Genomic DNA, 16,562 nt, shown 5'->3' on the forward strand with positions numbered 1-16,562 from the left:
GTCATAGGGGCCACCGTTCGGCTGTTAGGAGGCGTCATTGACCATGGTCGGTTTCTGAGGTTGCTGTACCTCTCTGCTGTACAGCTCTGGCGGCTCGGTAGGCACCGGCGAGGTTGTTGCGGCTGGTCAGGGTCTGGGGGTGGGTGTCGCCCAGAACCTGCTCACGCTGGGCAAGGGTGGCCTCGTACAGCGGGATGGCCCGTCCCAGGTCCCCCGCCGCCTGGTAGGCACCGGCGAGGTTGTTGCGGCTGGTCAGGGTGTCGGGGTGGGTGTCGCCCAGGACCTGCTCGCGCTGGGCAAGGGTGGCCTCGTACAGGAGGATGGCTCGCTCCAAGTCCCCCGCCGCCTGGTAGGCGTAGGCGAGGTAATTGCGGCTTTGCAGGGTGAAGGGGTGGGTGTCGCCCAGAACCTGCTCACGCTGGACGAGGGTGGACTCGTGCAAGGGGATGGCGCGCCCCAGATCCCCTGCCGCCTCGTAGACGCGCGCGAGGTTGCTGCGGCTTTGCAGGGTGAGGGGGTGGGTGTTGCCGAGAACCTGCTCACGCTGAGCGAGGGTGGATTCGAACAGGGGGATGGCCCGGTCCAGATCTCCCGCCGCCTGGTAGACGTAGGCGAGGTTGTTTCGGCTGGTCAGGGTGTCGGGGTGGGTGTCGCCCAGGACCTGCTCACGCTGGACGAGGGTGGACTCGTGCAAGGGGATGGCCCGGTCCAGATCTCCCGCCGCCTGGTAGACGTAGGCGAGGTTGCTGCGGGTCGTCAGGGTGTCGGGGTGGGTGTCGCCCAGAACCTGCTCACGCTGGACGAGGGTGGATTCGAACAGGGGGATGGCCCGCCTCAGATCCCCCGCCGCCTCGTAGGCGAGGGCGAGGTTGTTGCGGATGGAGAGAGTGTCGGGGTGGGTGTCGCCCAGAACCTGCTTCCGCTGGGCGAGGGTGACTGTACGCAAGGGGATGGTGTGGGCGTCGCGTCCCTGTCGGTACAGGTACTGCGCCGCGTCCTCGTATGCGTCAGCCGTCTGGGTTGATGCTGGGCGATGTGGGGTGATCGTGGTGGCGAGTGTGAACAGGTGGGGCAGGAGGCGTTCCCACTCCGTGGTTGCGCTGTCTTGGTTGGGTATGGCCTCACGGGCGAGGTGCTCCGCCTCTTGTCGGCCTAACGGGTAGGCGTCGGGCTCGTTGGTGGTGTTGTGGCGCAGGACGGTTTGCACCAGGCGGTGGACGCTGACGCTCTGCCGGTCGGCGGTGAACGAGATCATGTTGTAGGCGTGCAGCACGCCCAGTGCCTCGCCCAGTGTGACCGGGTCCGGGGCCAAAGGGGTGAGGAGAGTGCGGGGGATGTCGTCCGGGGCCAGCCAGGCGATCGCGTTCAGTACGGTGATGGCCAGGGGGTTTCGGGTTTCGATGGCGGCAAGGGTGTGCTGCCAGATGCGGGCGATCGTGCGTTGCGGGTCGATGCCTTCCGTGGCGGTGTCCAGGACACGTCCGAGCCGGGCGGAGTAGTCGTCCAGGTCGGTTCCTGTCTGGTACAGGTATGCACCTGCTTGTTCCAACGCCAGGGGCAGGTAGCCGAGTTCGGCGGTCAGCGCCTGTGCCTGTCGGCGTTGTCGCGGGGTTGGGACGTGTTCCGCTCCGAAGGCGAGGGTGCACAGCAGGTCCACGGCCGCCTCGGCATCGAGCAGGCCCAGGGGCATGGTGGGGGCGATGGTGTGCCAGCCGGTCGCGGTGCGGCTGGTGGCCAGATGGTGCCCCTCCGGGAGTGTGCCGAGGTAGTGGCGCAGGTCGGCGGGGTCTTCGACGTTGTCGAAGACGAGCAGCCAGCCGGGATGCCACTGCAGCCACAGGATCGCCCACGCCGCCCGCTCCTGCACACCCACCGTGGCCGCCCACTGCGGGCACAGCCGCGTGGCGAGAGCGGCCAGACTGGTGACGATCTGCTCGGTGCTCGCGGCGTTGATCCACCACACCAGCGTGTACCTACGCCGGTAGGTGTGGGCGTAGCGCAGGGCGAGCGCGCTCTTGCCGACCCCGCCCAACCCGTGGACCCCCCGCACCCCGGAGATCTGGGTGACCGCGGCCTCCCCCTGATCGGCCAGCAGCCGGCGCAGCTCAGCGAGCTCACCCTTACGTCCGACGAACACCCCGGACGCGGACCCGGGCAGATTCCCGGCCCCCGGCGGCGCCTCCACCTCCTTGGCCCAGCGCACCGCCTCGGCCAGCAGCATCACCACCCGGGCCCCGTCCCCAGTAATCGCCACGCTGACATCGCCGCCCACCGCCATGGACCGGGCACCCGTCGCCTGCACACCGCCGCCCCCGGCTACCGCACCGTCTGTCATGGCCTGATCGTCGTGTTGTCTCCGGTGACGGCCGTGCCGATGGTCTTCGCGGCGATCGACCGCTCACCCGAGGCCGTCACGTTCACCGTCTCTTCGGCCGCCGGCAGTATCCGGGCCAGCTCGGCCACCAACTCGGCGTCCTCGCGCAGCGCACGCTTGATCTGCTGGCGCACAGCGGCCGCTGCGTCCGCATCCTCCGGCGCCTCGACCGCATCCTGGACCGCAGCCTCCAGCTCCGCCCGGCCCTGCGCATCACGGCGGTGCCACACCGCCTGCAGGATGCGCCGCCCCAGATTCGCCGTGGCATCCACCGCTGCACTCTCTGCCCGGGTGAACACCGCCGCCCCGTACGCGCTCACCGCAGTCGTCAGATACGGCCCCGCCTGCTCCACCAACTGCACGATCTCGGTACTCACTTGCAACCCCCCGATCCTCACGACTGCAGGTGACCCAGCCTAGGAACAGAGCCCCCGCTCACACAGTCCAAACGCCCAAACTTCAAGCGGTTCCGCCGCCGCCCAGCTGAGAGAACTGGGACCGGGACGACCGATGCCGTAGGCAGGGCGCGCGCCCTCAGCTTGGGAGGCTGATGTGATCTAGGGCTCGCTACGGGGCTGGCCTGCGGCGGAACGTGGCGACGCCTGGTGGGCGGGTGCGTTTGTGCCCCGGTGTTCCCCGTGGTTCCCCGCACGATCTGGCACGCATCTGGCATGACCTCTTCGTCCCGAAGCAAATCGGATAAGGCCTCCGCCTTGGGCTAAAGCATCTCTCACCTGCGGTGACGGTCCGCTGGAGTCCGTGCTCGTCCACCGTTGTCCGTGGGCGTTGTCACGCAGTGAGACACTCAGCCGGGCCAGCGGATGGCCGCCTCGGAGCCGGTGGTCAACCCGACTCGGTGGGCGAAGACATCCAAGCGAAGGCGTCTGCTGTTCGGATAGCCAACGATCCGATCCGCCATGAATCGGTGATGTCGGTCCAGCCGTGGAGGTAGGCACTTCGCGCGCCGTGCTCCGCTGCTTGGTCATAGAAGAGGGTGAACCTGTAGACCCTGCCGTCTTCGGAGATGACTTGGCCGTCCTCGTGGTCGGGGCCCTCCTGCAAGAGGTCGACGACGATCGTCCTGTGCGGATCGAGTCCCTGCCCCTTCAGGAGTTCCCGCAACCGGCTCCACAGGTCGTAGTCGCTGGTCCTCAGGAGATCGGTGTACTGAACGACGATGCTTGACACCATGAACCTATGATCGGTCCGGCACCTGGTGCAGGGAAGCCGTCCGATGAGGTCAAGGCCGGCGGTAAGCCATCAGCTTGGGAAGTTAGGGGCGTTTAGGGGCAGCTGCCGGGCTGACCTGCGACGAGGCCATGTCGGAGCTAGGGCGTCCGTCGCGCTGATCTCCGGCGTTCCCCGTGGTTCCCCGCACGACCTGGCACGGGTTTGGCACGGCCCCTTCGTCGAGCAGCACGGCAAGTTCCCTCAGGTCGTTCGCGACCATGACCTGAGCGAGGCGTCCGGCGATGGCCACGACCTCTGGCCAGATGGAGGCTTGGAGAAACTCCGCGTCGGTGTCGTTGGGCGCCTCGGCCGCCGCGGCGTTGAGCGCGACACCGAGCTCTCTCATTAGGACGACCTCTTCGTCACTTCGGAGGCTGACGCCGAGGTATCGCTCTGGCTCGTCGGCGTCACAGAAGTCGTCGAAAAGTGTGTGGAAGACATGGTCCAGGTCTTCGAACGCCGACGGGTCGAGCCACACGTCTCGCTGCCATGGTGGATTGGCCAGGGCCAACACAACTGGTACGACGTGGACTCGGTGGTTCGCTATGAGTCGGGCGGCTTCGCTCACGAGTCCGAGCGTAGCGACCGCGGCTGGTGAGGCGCCGGGGGCTCCTGGAACACCGCTTTAGGAGTTCGATCCGAGCCCGCTCCGGCTGCGGTAGGCAATTGGTGCGGCAGCCGCTCGGAGATGCTGGCGTAGGCCCCCGTTCGTAGCCGTTGATGTCAGGTATGGATGTCAGCAGCCGGCTGAGCCGCAGCTCCCGCGGCTCGGTCACTGACAGTCATACTGGTTGCTCTATCGCCCTGTAGGGATGCTGCCGGACGGGGGCGTCGGCTGTACTGCAGCCAATGACGCTTCAGGTCGGCTCTCTTGCAGTAGTGCGAGTAGCCTGCCCTGTTCGACCTTCAGTGACTCGAAGGACTTCTGTAGGTACTTGGACAACTCCTTGTGCTGAAAGTTGCCGGCGATCGATACATGATCGTCGTACTGGACGGAGTCGAACCCGTCTTCCTGCCAGCGGGCGACGATGGGCTCGTAGCAGGCCACATGCGCGCACAGCTCCTTCAGGGAGTCGTGGATCGTGTCCTCAATTAGCAGGTCGGCATGCGTGACAATCGTCTCGACCATGCGTCGGTTGGTCGGCATGAATACCGTTGACATCCACAAGCGCCAGGTGGCGGCCCACTCCGCGGTGGCGGGGACCGACAGAACCCACTTCGTCCTATAGCGGGCGTCGAACTTCTTCCAGGCTTGGTTCAGGGCCTCAGACTGCGCATAGAGCGGACCGTAGAGCTCGCTGAGTTGGCGGTTGACCCGGTCCAGATGATCCTTGCGGCGCGTCAGACGCAGATTTGTCAGGTAGGTCGCAACATAACCCGTGGCCGCCACGACGACGGTGACCACCAATGGGACCACAACATTCAAGGGCATAAGCCAGGAAGCTACCCAAAGCTGAATGGATGTGCACGAAACCCAACCCTGGCGCGGTCACCTCAAATCAGCGCAGCCCTGTCTTCTTGCCCTGGGTCTTGCCCGGGATCTTGGTGAGCTTGGTTTTCGCTGCTCAGAGGCGGCGGGCACGTGCGCCTGGTGGTTGTCGTTGGTCATCATTTGCCACTGCCGAGCGGCCTCGGACGGCCCAGAGACGGCCCAGCTTCGGTCCGCCCGACTGACGGCCAGGACCTTCGACACGCCCCGCCTGAACCTCAGCCGACGACAGTCAGACTACGGCGGGCACGCCGACCGATGACGCAGACGTGCGCCTCGCTGCACCTCCATCAGCCTCAGCCACGCTGCCGGTGAGCGTTCTAGCATTCATCGACGCGTCATGGTTGGCGTCCGATTGACTGCCAACTCATCGCCCGGTGTTCCCCGTGGTTCGCCGCAGGATCTGGCACGCACCTGGCACGTTCGGTCCAGTAACCCCCATTTTTGGACAAGTGCACGCCCCCGAAGGACGTTTCAGGTTCATCAAGCCCCACGGCGGCGACCCAAACGGTCCACTACGGTTGATCACCCGCAAGTAAGGCAAGTGCCGAGGGGAACCCGATGCCTACACTGCTCTACTACCCACTGGTTGAACCACCCCAGGCGGTCATCCACCAGGCCCTTCTGTATTGGGACGATTTTGCTTCCGTGGTTCCTAGAGATTCAGACGTCTACGAGGGCGCGGTTTCGCGCGAGCTGAAGGACCTCAAGGAGCGAGGGCTCTACCACCCCATATCTCTCGGCACCCAGTACCGACGACCACTCGACGACATGCCCCACCTTGAAGTGTTGGTCGGAGCGCTGCGTGAGCTAGCTGCTCGCTCGCCGAGCCCTCAATATTCCGTCTTGGATGCATTTCTTCTCCGCTCAAAGCTTGGCTACTGTTTGGAAGAAGAGATCATCCGTCTCGGCCTGGGGCGACGACTTCAAAGCTCGCATGGGCAGTACCGCGCAGGTCTTGCTGTGTCCCGCGAGGTCCAGCTCCTCTTGATTGGTGCGTTGGCCCAGCAAGTGGCTTGCACATCCGATGCTCGTGCCTACACCCCGTACACCGATCAGCGTTCTGCCTACGAGACATCATTACGTCCAATGGCTCCTGGCTTTGGCGTGGCAGCCTGGCGAGTCGAGCTCGGCCGTCTGCTGCCCATGCCTGCACCAGGCACGCCCACCTCAGAGATTCTCGCCTTTCGTGACAGGTATGCCACCGAGCGTGAACGCTTGATGGGCGCGACGCAGACCATGCTTAGCAATTTAAGCCGCGAATGGGAGCATCCGGCCGACGTGTTGCAACGAATGCAAGTGGAGCTAAGACAGGCACGCGATGACTACCAGTCGGCTGCCCGAGCTAGCCGCACCGCTTGGGTATACAGATCGATCTCAGTCACGGTGGGAGTGGCAACCGCTGCTGCAAGTGCGTTGGTCGTTCCGGACCTCGGCTGGGTTGCTGGCATTGCAGGCAGCATTGCATTCAACATTGCTACCAGGGAAGTCCGCCCGCTGCGCTATGCGAGGAAAGAACACCCATTCACCTACCTGTCCCAAGTGGATCGCGAGCTAGCGTGACACCGACTCTCGCGGCCCTGACCACCGCTTTAGGAGTTCGACCTCGCCCCGGTCTGGCGGGGCCCGCCTCGTGTACCAGTGCCGCGCGCGACTCCTGGTTGTCGCCACCGTCCGCTGCCGTTGGTGTCACTCGTGGATGTCAGCAACCTGTGACCACATGCAAGCATGTCGCCGTGATCACCATTGAGGTCAGCGCGGTGACCGACGAGCGCGCCCTGCACCTGCTTCTGAAGCGGGAGCTGGGCTTCCCGAACTTCTATGGCATGAACTGGGATGCCTTCTGGGACGCAATCACCGGACTGGTCAGCGTCCCTGCCCATGTTCGCTTCCTGGGCTGGGCTCAGCTCGCGGCCAGCGTTCCCCGCGGGGCCGCCATGCTTCGGCGGGCGCTCGATGACTATCAAGCCACGTACCGCCCGGAGTTCGTTGCCGAGTATGCCTAGCGATGATCAATCTCCGGGCTTAGGCATGGCGTTACCAGTGTCGCAGATCATCTCCGGGGCCCCAGGCCAGAGCGGGGTGGGGGTGGTCACCCGCGGGTGCCGGCTGTCAGCGTTGGTCGGCCTCGGACGGCCCAGGGACGGCCCCGCGCGGCCAGCTCTCTCAGGGCCTGACCAGCCGGATCCCCCGCCTCCGGTTGTCTCGTACGTTCGGCCCAGGGACTGACCTACAGCTACCAACGGAAATTCTCTACGGCGTACCGATTCTGGCTTTACCATCGAACCTTGGGTCCTCGATGCCGTTCGAGGCCTGGGGCTGGAACTGGAAGTCAAGGGGGAGGAATTCATGAATCCAGATGGTTCCATTCGGATCAGATGGTGGCTTCCTGACGGCTTGAGCAAAGAGGTCTTGAAATCCCTCAAGCTGACCCTGAAGAAATTTGAGGGCGTCGATCTAACATGCGCTGGTTGCGAAAATGACATCGAGATCCATCACGATGTCCTTCTGGCGGTGCAATTGGTCAAGCAAGATGACGGATTGGGAATATTCCTCACACACCCAACATGCGCCGCCCCGCGCGTAAGATTCGACCCGGCCGACGTACCCTTCGCGCAAGGTTCGAATACGGGCCAGATTCACCACCTGACAGGGCTAAGACCCTCCGGCGAACCAATAATGCTGATTGATATTGCTGCCTTCGTGCACAGCCTCCCCCCACGGCACAGGAACGTCAAATCAGCCACCAAATTGTATGCAGAGGCCCACGGGTTCGAACTCTCAGAGAACTCCACTCCGTCGCATCTTCTGATTTCTCATCGCCAGGACGCGAGAGTGACAGTTATTGGCGATCGAGCATTCATCTCTCGCAGTGGGCTCGGAATTGTCGACGAGATGGATTTGTCGTCAGCTAACTCGCACTGGAAAAAGGCAGTCGCCAGAACGGGCATGGTTGAATTCATTGCAGGAGTCGGCTTGCTGAGACTCGACCCTCCGGACCTTGCTGGAAAGTACCCGGCGCTCGCACACGGGCGAGTTCGCGCCACGACACTTAATGAGACCAGTGCAATCGCACCGCTTGAGAACCCGGACGAAGCGGTTTACAAGGTGTTGCAGATCGCTCCGGGAATGGATCCAACAGTCTTCATGCTTGACTCAGACGTGATCGTCGGTATCGAACGTTGGTTCTACGGTGCAGGTAGACCGCACACCCCCACGATGCGGCGACAGCTAGAAGGACTGCTAACCCTTCGCGCCCTAATCGGACCGATGCACGTCGACTTCACCCTTGGGGTCGCAGAAAATTGCTGGGGACGATTCACCGCTCCGGTGAACCACCACAGGGCTAGGAAGATAATCCGAGCGGTCAATACCGTGCTTAGCTTGGATTCAGAAGCACTGATGGATCTAATGAACCACGACGGAGTGCCGGCACAGGCGGTTCGAGCCACGGACGCCTTCTCTGTCGGCATGCCCAGGAAGGAGTCTCAACTTCAGACGCTATCGTACGTGCTCGCGCTAAACCTTCAACTGCTGTACCGCCAGTCCCGTGGAGCTAACACCCAACGAAAGCTCAGGCTTCTGTCTGACTATGTACACGGACTGGACAGAGATCTCGGCTTTGTAGGCCTGTACGAATTTCAAATCGCCTGTGATTTTCTATTCTCCGGAGGCAACACGACCGGATATGCGGAACTACTCCTAAAGCCAGGAAAAGAGAAAAGAGTTCTAGAGAACAGCTGGGGCGCCGCATGGGACCTCACGCATATGAGGCGAGCCGACCTCGCACTCCAAGGAATTCACTGGGATATCCCTGAAGTCGCAGCACTGGTCTCGGGAGATCGAGCCCTTCGGATGCTACGAGACAGGATGACGGTGCAGCGGCCGGTAATGATTGATGGGGTTTCAACCCTTCAGATGAAATTGACGCCTCCAAAATTCAAGAGCGATGCCGACGGCGCAAGGTTCGGAGAAATACTCGACCACGTTTACGATATAGTTGACCGTAATTTGCAAGTAACGCGAGAACAGAATCTAGAAAAGGCAAATAGTGTAATTTCTAGACTGGAGTCTCGATTGCTTTCGACGCCCAGCTGAACCTTCCGATGGCAAGGGGAGGGCGCGCATTAACACGCACAGGTCCCCTGCTCCCATCCCGTCCGCCGTCGACCCACACGTCTGTGGAGCGGGCGTGGTTCATGGCGTCCAGGTGGAGCGCGCCACTGTACGAACGACCTGGACGCCATGAGCCGCGTCTGCTCGGCTCTGCCTGGGTCGACGGTGGACGGGATGGGAGCCCACCACGCTCACCACAGTGAGTCGGCGGCCGGGAACGGCGCCCCCTTCCCACCCGGTGCCGGCCGATCCCCCGCCGGAGGCATCATCTTGTGCCTGCGGAAAAGGACCGCCCTTGCCCGCATGCACGCAGCGCGCCGCCGGGCGCGGCCAGCCGGGGCGAAGACAGGAGGCAGGCCGCGCCGCAGAGGCGGCGCGCGCCCGCGCCGTGCGCGGGCCTTGATGAAGTAGGGAAAGTTCTATCCCGATCGCGCTCTTGTGGCCGGACGCTCTCGCTGTTGGCATGGCGGCATCGATGCTGACGAGTCTCTGGGGGGACCATGGGCGAGCTGACAGTCACACGCTGGAAGAGGCACGGTCACGACCGTCTGTACGCCAATCTTCCCGATGGCACAGCCGCTGGCTGGGCTGACTGCAAGACAGGCCGGATCACTGTTCTGCTCAGGCAGTACGAGGATGCCGTGATCGCCACGCTGCAGCGGCACTTACTCAGCCTGGAGCAAGCGCCGGCATGCGGGCCGATGTCTCCTGGCCAGGCCTCTGGGCTGCCGCCGCTGCGTACCGACGACGACCTCGCAGAGAACCCTCCCGGGAAGGCGTTGCAGGAGCGGCTCGCGACAGAGAGCGCAGGACTTCCCACGCGGCTCTGGGCCCGCCTTCTCCGGCGTCCCGCTGCAGGGGACTCGTGGCGTAAGGGCTTGGCTGGGGAGCGACGTGTGGGAGCCGAACTCGATCGACTTCGGCCTCAAGGGTGGCGGGTACTGCACTCTGTCCCGCTGCCCCGGGAAGTGGACCTCGACCACCTACTCATCGGGCCGGGCGGGGTGTTCAGCATCAACACCAAGCATCATCCGAAGAAGGCGGTCTGGGTTGGTGATGATGCCGTCAAGGTCAATCACGGCCCGGCCGAGCCGTATGCCCGCAAGAGCCGGGCAGAGGCTCAGCGCGTACAGCGGGTGCTTGAGCGCTACTGCGGCTTTGCCGTGCCAGTCGAACCGGTCCTGGTCTTTGTCGGCGTCATCGATCTGAAGGTCGTGGCCACACAGCTGAGGGTGAGGGTGTACCGCGAGCGCGAAGTCTCGGCACTGGCTCCGCTCGCCGGCGTGCTGTCCGTCGCGCAGGTTGAGGAGATCTACAGCATCGCCCGACATCGACAGGCCTGGCTGGGAGCATGAGCATTGTCAGGCGCTGAGGAGCCTTCGGCCGCGTGACTTCGTACGTGCGGCCCGTTGCCGTCCAGAGCATCGAAGAGACGGACCGCGAAGACCTCGGACATGCGCTCGCTGACCTCTTCGAGTGCGAGCCGGTCGACGGCCGTCGACTCACTGGATGTGTGCTCGGTCCCGCCGGAGGGCTTGCACCTGAAGACCAGAGCCACGATGCCCGCGTCGTGTTCGTATGGACCCTGGTGAGTTCGTCCCCCTCGATGTGGATGCCGATCTCCGCCACCAGGGAGTTCCCATAGCTGCCGGACGTCGGCTGACTCTCCCCGGCCGAGCCCCGCCGAGAACTTCGACACGTATTCGACACGGCCACCCGCGAAAACCCGGTGACAGCCGTACAGCCCCGGAGCCTTCCCTTGATCGTCGGGGGAGCGCCCGGGGCTTTGTCGTGTCTCGCGAAACGTGCCCTGACCAGCAAAAAGCCCTCCCGATCGGGAGGGCGAGGGATGGCGCCCCCGGCAGGACTCGAACCTGCGGCCAAGCGCTTAGAAGGCGCCTGCTCTATCCACTGAGCTACGGGGGCCTGGTGCGGGACAAGGATAAAGCTCCCCGTTCCTTGACCCGGTTGCTTCGCCTCCGTGGCTCGATGTGGAGGTTCGGTGAAGCGGTCCTGATAATCGCAGGCAGGTACGAATCGTGCACCGCTTTTGGCCCCTGGCGCACAGGGTGTTGTGCACTCGTTATGCCTGGACTGTGCCCGTGTCCCAGTCATCCCTTACATCCGATGTGTTCCATCGGCGCGCTGAGATGTCCATATGCTTCAGAATTCCCCTAAAATTGGGCATTCTTCGCATGTGGTGACCTTGGACGTACGGCCTCAGCTGCTCGACACACTCTCCGCGCTGCGCGACCGTGTCGCCGCCGCACGCTTTCCGCTGCCCCTGGCCGGGGCCCCACGCGCGCGTGCGAACCGCGACGAACTACTGGCGCAGCTCGACGACTACCTGCTGCCCCGGCTGCGGGAGCCCGAGGCGCCCCTGCTGGCCGTCGTCGGCGGTTCCACCGGGGCCGGCAAGTCGACCCTCGTGAACTCCCTTGTGGGGCGCCGGGTCAGCGAGGCGGGCGTGCTGCGGCCGACGACCCGCACACCGGTGCTGGTATGCCATCCGGAGGACCATCACTGGTTCAGCGCCATGCGCGTCCTCCCCGACCTCACCCGCGTGTGGGTGCCTGACCAGGAGCCGGGTGACGACCTCCTGCTCTCCGGCAGGGACCACGCGCGCGTGCTGCGCGTTGAGACCGCCGACACCCTCCCGCGTGGGTTCGCTCTGCTCGACGCGCCCGACATCGACTCCCTGGTCGCCGACAACCGTGTCCTGGCCGCCCAGCTGATCTGCGCCGCCGACGTCTGGGTCATGGTCACCACCGCCGCCCGCTACGCCGACGCCGTCCCCTGGCATCTGCTGCGCACCGCCAAGGAGTACGGCGCCACCCTGGTGACCGTCCTCGACCGCGTGCCCCACCAGGTCGTCTCCGAGGTTTCTCGCCAGTACGGCGCCCTGCTCACCAAGGCCGGTCTCGGCGACGTACCCCGCTTCACCGTGCCCGAGCTGCCCGAATCGGCCTGGGGCGGTGGCCTGCTCCCCGCCAGCGCCGTGGCAGCCCTGCGGACCTGGCTCGTCCACCACGCCCAGGACTCCACGGCCCGCCAGCACGTCATGGCCCGCACGGCGCACGGCCTCCTGGACTCGCTGACGTCACGCCTGCCCGAGCTGGCCAGCGCCACCGCCGCCCAGTACGCGGCCGCCCTCCGGCTCACCTCCGCCGTCGACAGCGCGTACGACAGCGAGCACGCGCGCGTGCGCGGGCGACTGCAGTCCGGGGCCGTGCTCGCCGGGGACGCCCTCAAGCGCTGGCGCGCCTTCCCCCTCGACTGCACCCCCGGCGAGCTGCTGGACTCCCTCGTGGAGAGCCTGGCCGCGCTGCTGCTGTGCTCCGTCACCGCCGCCGACGAGCGTGTCGACGAGGCCTGGCGGCGCGAGCCCGCCGCGGGTGCCCCCGAGCTCGCCGACCGGCAACCCACCCTGGAGAGCTCCGAGCACCGCATCGGGCTCGCCGTACGGCGCTGGCGGCGCGAGCTGGAGGAGTACGCCGAGGACGAGGTACGGGAACTCGAGCGCAGCATCGCCCCCGACGCCGAGGTCGTCGCCGCCCTGGTCGCCACCGCGCTGCTGGGCGGGCGCCGGGCGCGCAACGCGGGCGAGGGGCTCGCCGAGCGGATCAGCGCCCACGGCGCGCTGCGGCTGCGCGACCGGGCCGGACGCCTGCTGACCGAACACGTCGACCGCGTCATGCACACCGAACGCGAGCGGCGCCTCGCCCCGCTCGACGCCCTGGACGTCCAGGCCGAGCCCCAGGCCGAACTCATCGCCGCGCTGTCCGTACTGCAGAAGGAGAGGTGACCGGTGACCGCCGTCACTGACCACGACCACACGGACCACACGGACCACATGGATCACATGGATCGCATGGAACACATGGAGTACGCGGAGCACTCGGAGCACGCGGAGGGGTCCGGGGGAGTGGAGCCCGGCCTCGGGGGCAAGGGCGAGTTGGGCGACGGCCATCCCTTGGGTGACAGCCTTCCGCTCGGCGGCAGCCTTCCGCACGGTGACAGACTTCCGCTCCGCGACAGCCTCCCGCTGGTGGACGGTGGCTCCGGGGACGGTCTTCCGGGACAGGGCCCGGGCCCGGAGGGGCGCGGTGCCGAGGCAACCGACACAGACGCCGAAGCCGTAGCAGAGGCCGGCGCCGCGGAACGGGACGCCGATACGGACGGCGAGCTGCACGCGCGCGTACCTGAGAAGCGCGGGGAGAGCGAGTGGCACGCGTGGGTTCCCCAGGAGCGCAAGGAGAGTGAGCCCCACGCGCGCGTACCCGAGCCGAACAGGGACGGGGACGGGGACGGGGACGGGGAGCCGCACGCGCGCGTGAAGACCTCCGAAGCCGGTGCCGATGCCGACAGTGGACCGCGCACCGGCCACAAGGACGCCGAAACCCCCGACCCCGGCCCCGGCCCTGCCTCCGACGCGGACCCCGACTCCGACGACGACCCCGACCCCGCCGACGCCTGGGACGACGGGCTCATCGCACGCCGCGTGACCGAGAGCACCGCCGCCGCCCTCGCCGCCGAGCGCGCCTCCGTACTGGAGACCCCCTCGCGCGGCGCGGGCAGCCACACCCCCGCGCCCCTGGCGTACGACGGCCCCCTGCGCTCCCGTCTCGACGCCCTGCGTGAACTCGTCGGCCTCTCCCGCACCCGCCTGGACACCCGCACCCTCGCCGAGGCGGGCCGGGTCCTGGACGAGGCGACCGCCCGCCGCAAGCTCTCCGGGCGGCACACCGTCGTCGCCATCGCGGGCGCCACCGGCAGCGGAAAGTCGCAGCTGTTCAACGCGCTCGCCGGAGTGGCCATTTCGGAGACCGGCGTACGGCGCCCGACCACCGCGGCGCCGATCGCGTGCAGTTGGAGCGACGGCGCGGCGAGTCTCATCGACCGGCTCGGCATCCCGGGGCGACTGCGCCGGCGCCCGGTGCAGAGCGCGGAGGCCGAGGGGCAGCTGCGCGGGCTGGTTCTGATCGACCTGCCCGACCACGACTCGGCGGCCGTGGAGCACCGTACGCAGGTCGACCGGATCCTGAAACTGGTCGACGCGGTCATCTGGGTGGTCGACCCCGAGAAGTACGCGGACGCCGTACTGCACGAGCGCTATCTGCGGCCCATGGCCGGCCACGCGGAGGTCATGTTCGTCGTCCTCAACCAGATCGACCGGCTGCCCGGGGAGGCCGCCGACCAGGTCCTGGACGATCTGCGCCGGCTGCTCGACGAGGACGGCGTCGCGCTTGGCGAGTACGGCGAACCGGGCGCCACGGTGCTCGCGCTGTCCGCACTCACCGGCGACGGCGTCGCCGATCTGCGTGAGTCGCTCGGCGAGTTCGTGACGGAGCGCGGTGCGGCGGCCCGCCGGGTCGCGGCCGACGTGGACGCCGCGGCGGAGCAGCTGCGGCCCGTCTACGCCACCGGCCGGCGCGTCGGCCTCAGCGAGGAGGCGCGGGAGGAGTTCGCCGCCCGGCTCGCGGCCGCCGTGGGCGCCACCGCGGCCGGCGAGGCCGCCGAACGCGCCTGGATGCGCAATGCCAACCGCGCCTGCGGCACGCCCTGGCTGCGGCTGTGGCGCTGGTACCAGGACCGTGGCGGACCGACGACGGGGCGGGTCCGGGTGCGCGCCCAGACGGACGAGGAGGCCACGGCCCGCCAGCGGGTCGAACAGGCGGTCCGTACGGTCGCCGACCGGGCCTCGGCGGGCCTGCCGACGCCGTGGGCGGCGGCGGTGCGCGAGGCGGCCGTACGCGGCTCCCAGGGGCTGTCCGAGACGTTGGACGAGCTGGCGGCGCAGGCCGGGATGCCGCCGGGCCGACCGCCCCGCCCGGGGTGGTGGCCGGTGGCCGTGCTGGTCCAGGCTGCGATGACCCTGCTGCAGATCGTGGGCGGCCTGTGGCTGGTGGGCCAGATCGCCGGGGCCATGGCGCCCAACCTGGGCGTGCCGGTGCTGCTGATGGTGTGCGGGATCGTCGGCGGGCCGCTCGTGGAGTGGGGCTGCCGAATGGCGGCGCGGGGGCCGTCCCGCCGGTACGGCATGGAGGCGGAACGGCGGCTGCGGGAGGCGGCCTCGAGCTGCGGCCGGGCCCGGGTGCTCGATCCGGTGGCGGCGGAGCTGCTGCGGTACCGGGAGGTACGGGAGCAGTACGGGCAGGTGATCCGGAGCGGGGCCGGGGTGGGGTGAGGTTGGCCGGGGCTGAGCCGTCGTGGGTCGGGTGAGGCTGGCGGGGGAGGTGAGCCCGGCGGCGGTGGCTGAGGGGTCGGGGTGGGGTGAGGTCGGCCGGGGCCGGGCCGTCGGGGTCGGGTGAGGCCAGCGGGCGGAGGTGAGCCCGGCGAAGGTGGTTGAGGGGCCAGGGTGGGGATGAGGCCGACCGGCGCCGGGCTGGCGGGGGAGGTGAGCCCGGCGGCGGTGGTTGAGAGGCCAGGGTGGGATGAGGCCAGCCGTCGCCGAGCCGTCGGGGTCGGGTGAGGCCGGCGAGGGTGGGTGAGGCGCCGAGGAGCACGTTGGCCACTCGTTCGGGTGATGGGATTTTCCACAGGCGGCTGGCCGTCCACAGCGCTCAGCGGGCTCGGCCCGGCGGAGGCAGTCTGGTGCCACGGCGATCGCGCCGCACGTCCGACGAGTGGAGGGCGGGCGGTGCCGGCGATCGGCGTGTCGGGTGCCGACGTACGCGGATCGGGTGCGCCGGCGCGGCAGACGCAGCCGTACGGGAGGGGCCCGTACGCGTGTCCGCCCGGTCGAAGGGCCGGGTGAGGGAGGGGTTCGCGATGAACGAGACCGTGGTGTGTGTGGTGGGCAACGTGGCGACGCGGCCGGTGTACCGGGAGCTGTCGGCGGGTCCGTCGGCGCGGTTCCGGCTGGCGGTGACCTCGCGGTACTGGGACCGGGAGAAGAGCGCCTGGACGGACGGGCACACCAATTTCTTCACGGTGTGGGCCAACCGTCAGCTCGCCGTCAACGTGGCGGCGTCGGTGGAGGTGGGGCAGCCCGTCGTCGTCCAAGGGCGGCTGAAGGTGCGCTCGGAGGTGCGCGAGGGGCAGCAGAACTGGGCGTCGGCCGACATCGACGCGGTGGCCATCGGCCACGACCTGGCGCGGGGCACCGCGCTCTTCCGCCGCGCGGCCAGGCCGGAGGCGCCCGCAGCCGTACGCCCGGAGCCGAACTGGGAGACACCGTCCGCGGCGGTAAGCCCGGAGCCCAGCTGGGAGACACCACCGGCTGACGCCCCGGCCGGAGATCTGGCCCAACAGCACCCCGAACCAGCGGTGGTGACGTGACGTAAGGCGAGCCGCCGCCGGTTCCATCGGCGCTGGCCGCCCGGGTCCTGGCCGAGCTGCGGCTTGTCGGCG

General features: G+C 67.1%; 12 protein-coding genes, 1 tRNA gene and 1 pseudogene. 7 read left to right on the forward strand and 7 right to left on the reverse strand.

Features of this window, described 5'->3' with window-relative positions; all coding sequences use genetic code 11:
• Nucleotides 1-34: 34 nt before the first annotated feature.
• The 5 genes from fxsT to CRP49_RS19770 all read right to left on the reverse strand — a co-directional run bounded on the left by fxsT (nt 35) and on the right by CRP49_RS19770 (nt 5,009).
• Nucleotides 35-2,335 carry an FxSxx-COOH system tetratricopeptide repeat protein gene (gene fxsT / locus CRP49_RS19750; protein WP_097254565.1) on the reverse strand — a complete coding sequence of 767 codons (2,301 nt, stop codon included), beginning with the start codon at nt 2,333-2,335 and terminating at the stop codon, nt 35-37.
• On the reverse strand, nt 2,332-2,751 hold the full coding sequence (locus CRP49_RS19755) for a hypothetical protein (RefSeq protein WP_097254566.1): 420 nt from the start codon (nt 2,749-2,751) through the stop codon (nt 2,332-2,334). The genes fxsT and CRP49_RS19755 overlap by 4 nt, the downstream gene beginning before the upstream one ends.
• Before the next feature lie 466 nt (nt 2,752-3,217).
• Complete coding sequence (locus tag CRP49_RS19760) at nt 3,218-3,565, reverse strand: hypothetical protein (protein ID WP_097254567.1); 348 nt, start codon at nt 3,563-3,565, stop codon at nt 3,218-3,220.
• A gap of 82 nt (nt 3,566-3,647) precedes the next feature.
• Complete coding sequence (locus tag CRP49_RS19765; RefSeq protein WP_257033440.1) at nt 3,648-4,172, reverse strand: hypothetical protein; 525 nt, start codon at nt 4,170-4,172, stop codon at nt 3,648-3,650.
• 228 nt (nt 4,173-4,400) lie between these two features.
• Entirely contained in the window at nt 4,401-5,009 is a 609-nt protein-coding gene (locus tag CRP49_RS19770) for a hypothetical protein (RefSeq protein ID WP_143670011.1), read from the reverse strand.
• A gap of 645 nt (nt 5,010-5,654) precedes the next feature.
• Between CRP49_RS19770 and CRP49_RS46485 the strand changes: the two genes are divergently transcribed.
• The 4 genes from CRP49_RS46485 to CRP49_RS19780 all read left to right on the forward strand — a co-directional run bounded on the left by CRP49_RS46485 (nt 5,655) and on the right by CRP49_RS19780 (nt 10,564).
• Complete coding sequence (locus CRP49_RS46485) at nt 5,655-6,656, forward strand: hypothetical protein (RefSeq protein ID WP_143670012.1); 1,002 nt, start codon at nt 5,655-5,657, stop codon at nt 6,654-6,656.
• Between the two features lie 173 nt (nt 6,657-6,829).
• Entirely contained in the window at nt 6,830-7,099 is a 270-nt protein-coding gene (locus CRP49_RS19775; protein WP_097257450.1) for a barstar family protein, read from the forward strand.
• A gap of 343 nt (nt 7,100-7,442) precedes the next feature.
• Nucleotides 7,443-9,191 carry a hypothetical protein gene (locus CRP49_RS46490; RefSeq protein WP_143670013.1) on the forward strand — a complete coding sequence of 583 codons (1,749 nt, stop codon included), beginning with the start codon at nt 7,443-7,445 and terminating at the stop codon, nt 9,189-9,191.
• A 518-nt stretch (nt 9,192-9,709) separates the two neighbouring features.
• On the forward strand, nt 9,710-10,564 hold the full coding sequence (locus CRP49_RS19780; RefSeq protein ID WP_097254569.1) for a nuclease-related domain-containing protein: 855 nt from the start codon (nt 9,710-9,712) through the stop codon (nt 10,562-10,564).
• Here CRP49_RS19780 and CRP49_RS47935 read toward each other — a convergent pair.
• Together CRP49_RS47935 and CRP49_RS19790 are read right to left on the reverse strand one after the other, a co-directional pair.
• Nucleotides 10,522-10,832: pseudogene (locus CRP49_RS47935) on the reverse strand (hypothetical protein); the annotation flags it as partial. The gene CRP49_RS19780 and the pseudogene CRP49_RS47935 overlap by 43 nt on opposite strands.
• Nucleotides 10,833-11,059: 227 nt before the next feature.
• Nucleotides 11,060-11,135: transfer RNA gene (locus CRP49_RS19790), tRNA-Arg, on the reverse strand.
• Nucleotides 11,136-11,406: 271 nt separating this feature from the next.
• Between CRP49_RS19790 and CRP49_RS19795 the strand changes: the two genes are divergently transcribed.
• From CRP49_RS19795 to CRP49_RS19805, 3 genes are all read left to right on the forward strand, one after another.
• The gene (locus tag CRP49_RS19795; protein ID WP_097254570.1) at nt 11,407-13,014 is read left to right on the forward strand and encodes a GTPase domain-containing protein; all 1,608 of its coding nucleotides are present in this window, start codon (nt 11,407-11,409) and stop codon (nt 13,012-13,014) included.
• A gap of 75 nt (nt 13,015-13,089) precedes the next feature.
• Nucleotides 13,090-15,396, forward strand: coding sequence for a YfjP family GTPase (locus CRP49_RS19800; protein ID WP_373560396.1), 2,307 nt, complete (start codon nt 13,090-13,092; stop codon nt 15,394-15,396).
• Between the two features lie 584 nt (nt 15,397-15,980).
• Nucleotides 15,981-16,490 (forward strand): single-stranded DNA-binding protein, encoded by a 510-nt coding sequence (locus CRP49_RS19805; RefSeq protein WP_097254571.1) that lies wholly within the window; start codon nt 15,981-15,983, stop codon nt 16,488-16,490.
• Nucleotides 16,491-16,562 lie beyond the last annotated feature (72 nt).

The sequence above is a fragment of the Streptomyces sp. Ag109_G2-15 genome, assembly GCF_900215565.1.
Lineage (GTDB): Bacteria > Actinomycetota > Actinomycetes > Streptomycetales > Streptomycetaceae > Streptomyces > Streptomyces diastatochromogenes.

What these genes read in the sequence shown, in the direction of transcription:
- fxsT (WP_097254565.1), bottom strand. Translation starts at nt 2,335, where the DNA reads ATGACAGACGGTGCGGTAGCCGGGGGCGGCGGTGTGCAGGCGACGGGT.
- CRP49_RS19760 (WP_097254567.1), bottom strand. Translation starts at nt 3,565, where the DNA reads ATGGTGTCAAGCATCGTCGTTCAGTACACCGATCTCCTGAGGACCAGC.
- CRP49_RS46485 (WP_143670012.1), top strand. Translation starts at nt 5,655, where the DNA reads ATGCCTACACTGCTCTACTACCCACTGGTTGAACCACCCCAGGCGGTC.
- CRP49_RS46490 (WP_143670013.1), top strand. Translation starts at nt 7,443, where the DNA reads ATGAATCCAGATGGTTCCATTCGGATCAGATGGTGGCTTCCTGACGGC.
- CRP49_RS19780 (WP_097254569.1), top strand. Translation starts at nt 9,710, where the DNA reads ATGGGCGAGCTGACAGTCACACGCTGGAAGAGGCACGGTCACGACCGT.
- CRP49_RS19800 (WP_373560396.1), top strand. Translation starts at nt 13,090, where the DNA reads ATGGAGTACGCGGAGCACTCGGAGCACGCGGAGGGGTCCGGGGGAGTG.
- CRP49_RS19805 (WP_097254571.1), top strand. Translation starts at nt 15,981, where the DNA reads ATGAACGAGACCGTGGTGTGTGTGGTGGGCAACGTGGCGACGCGGCCG.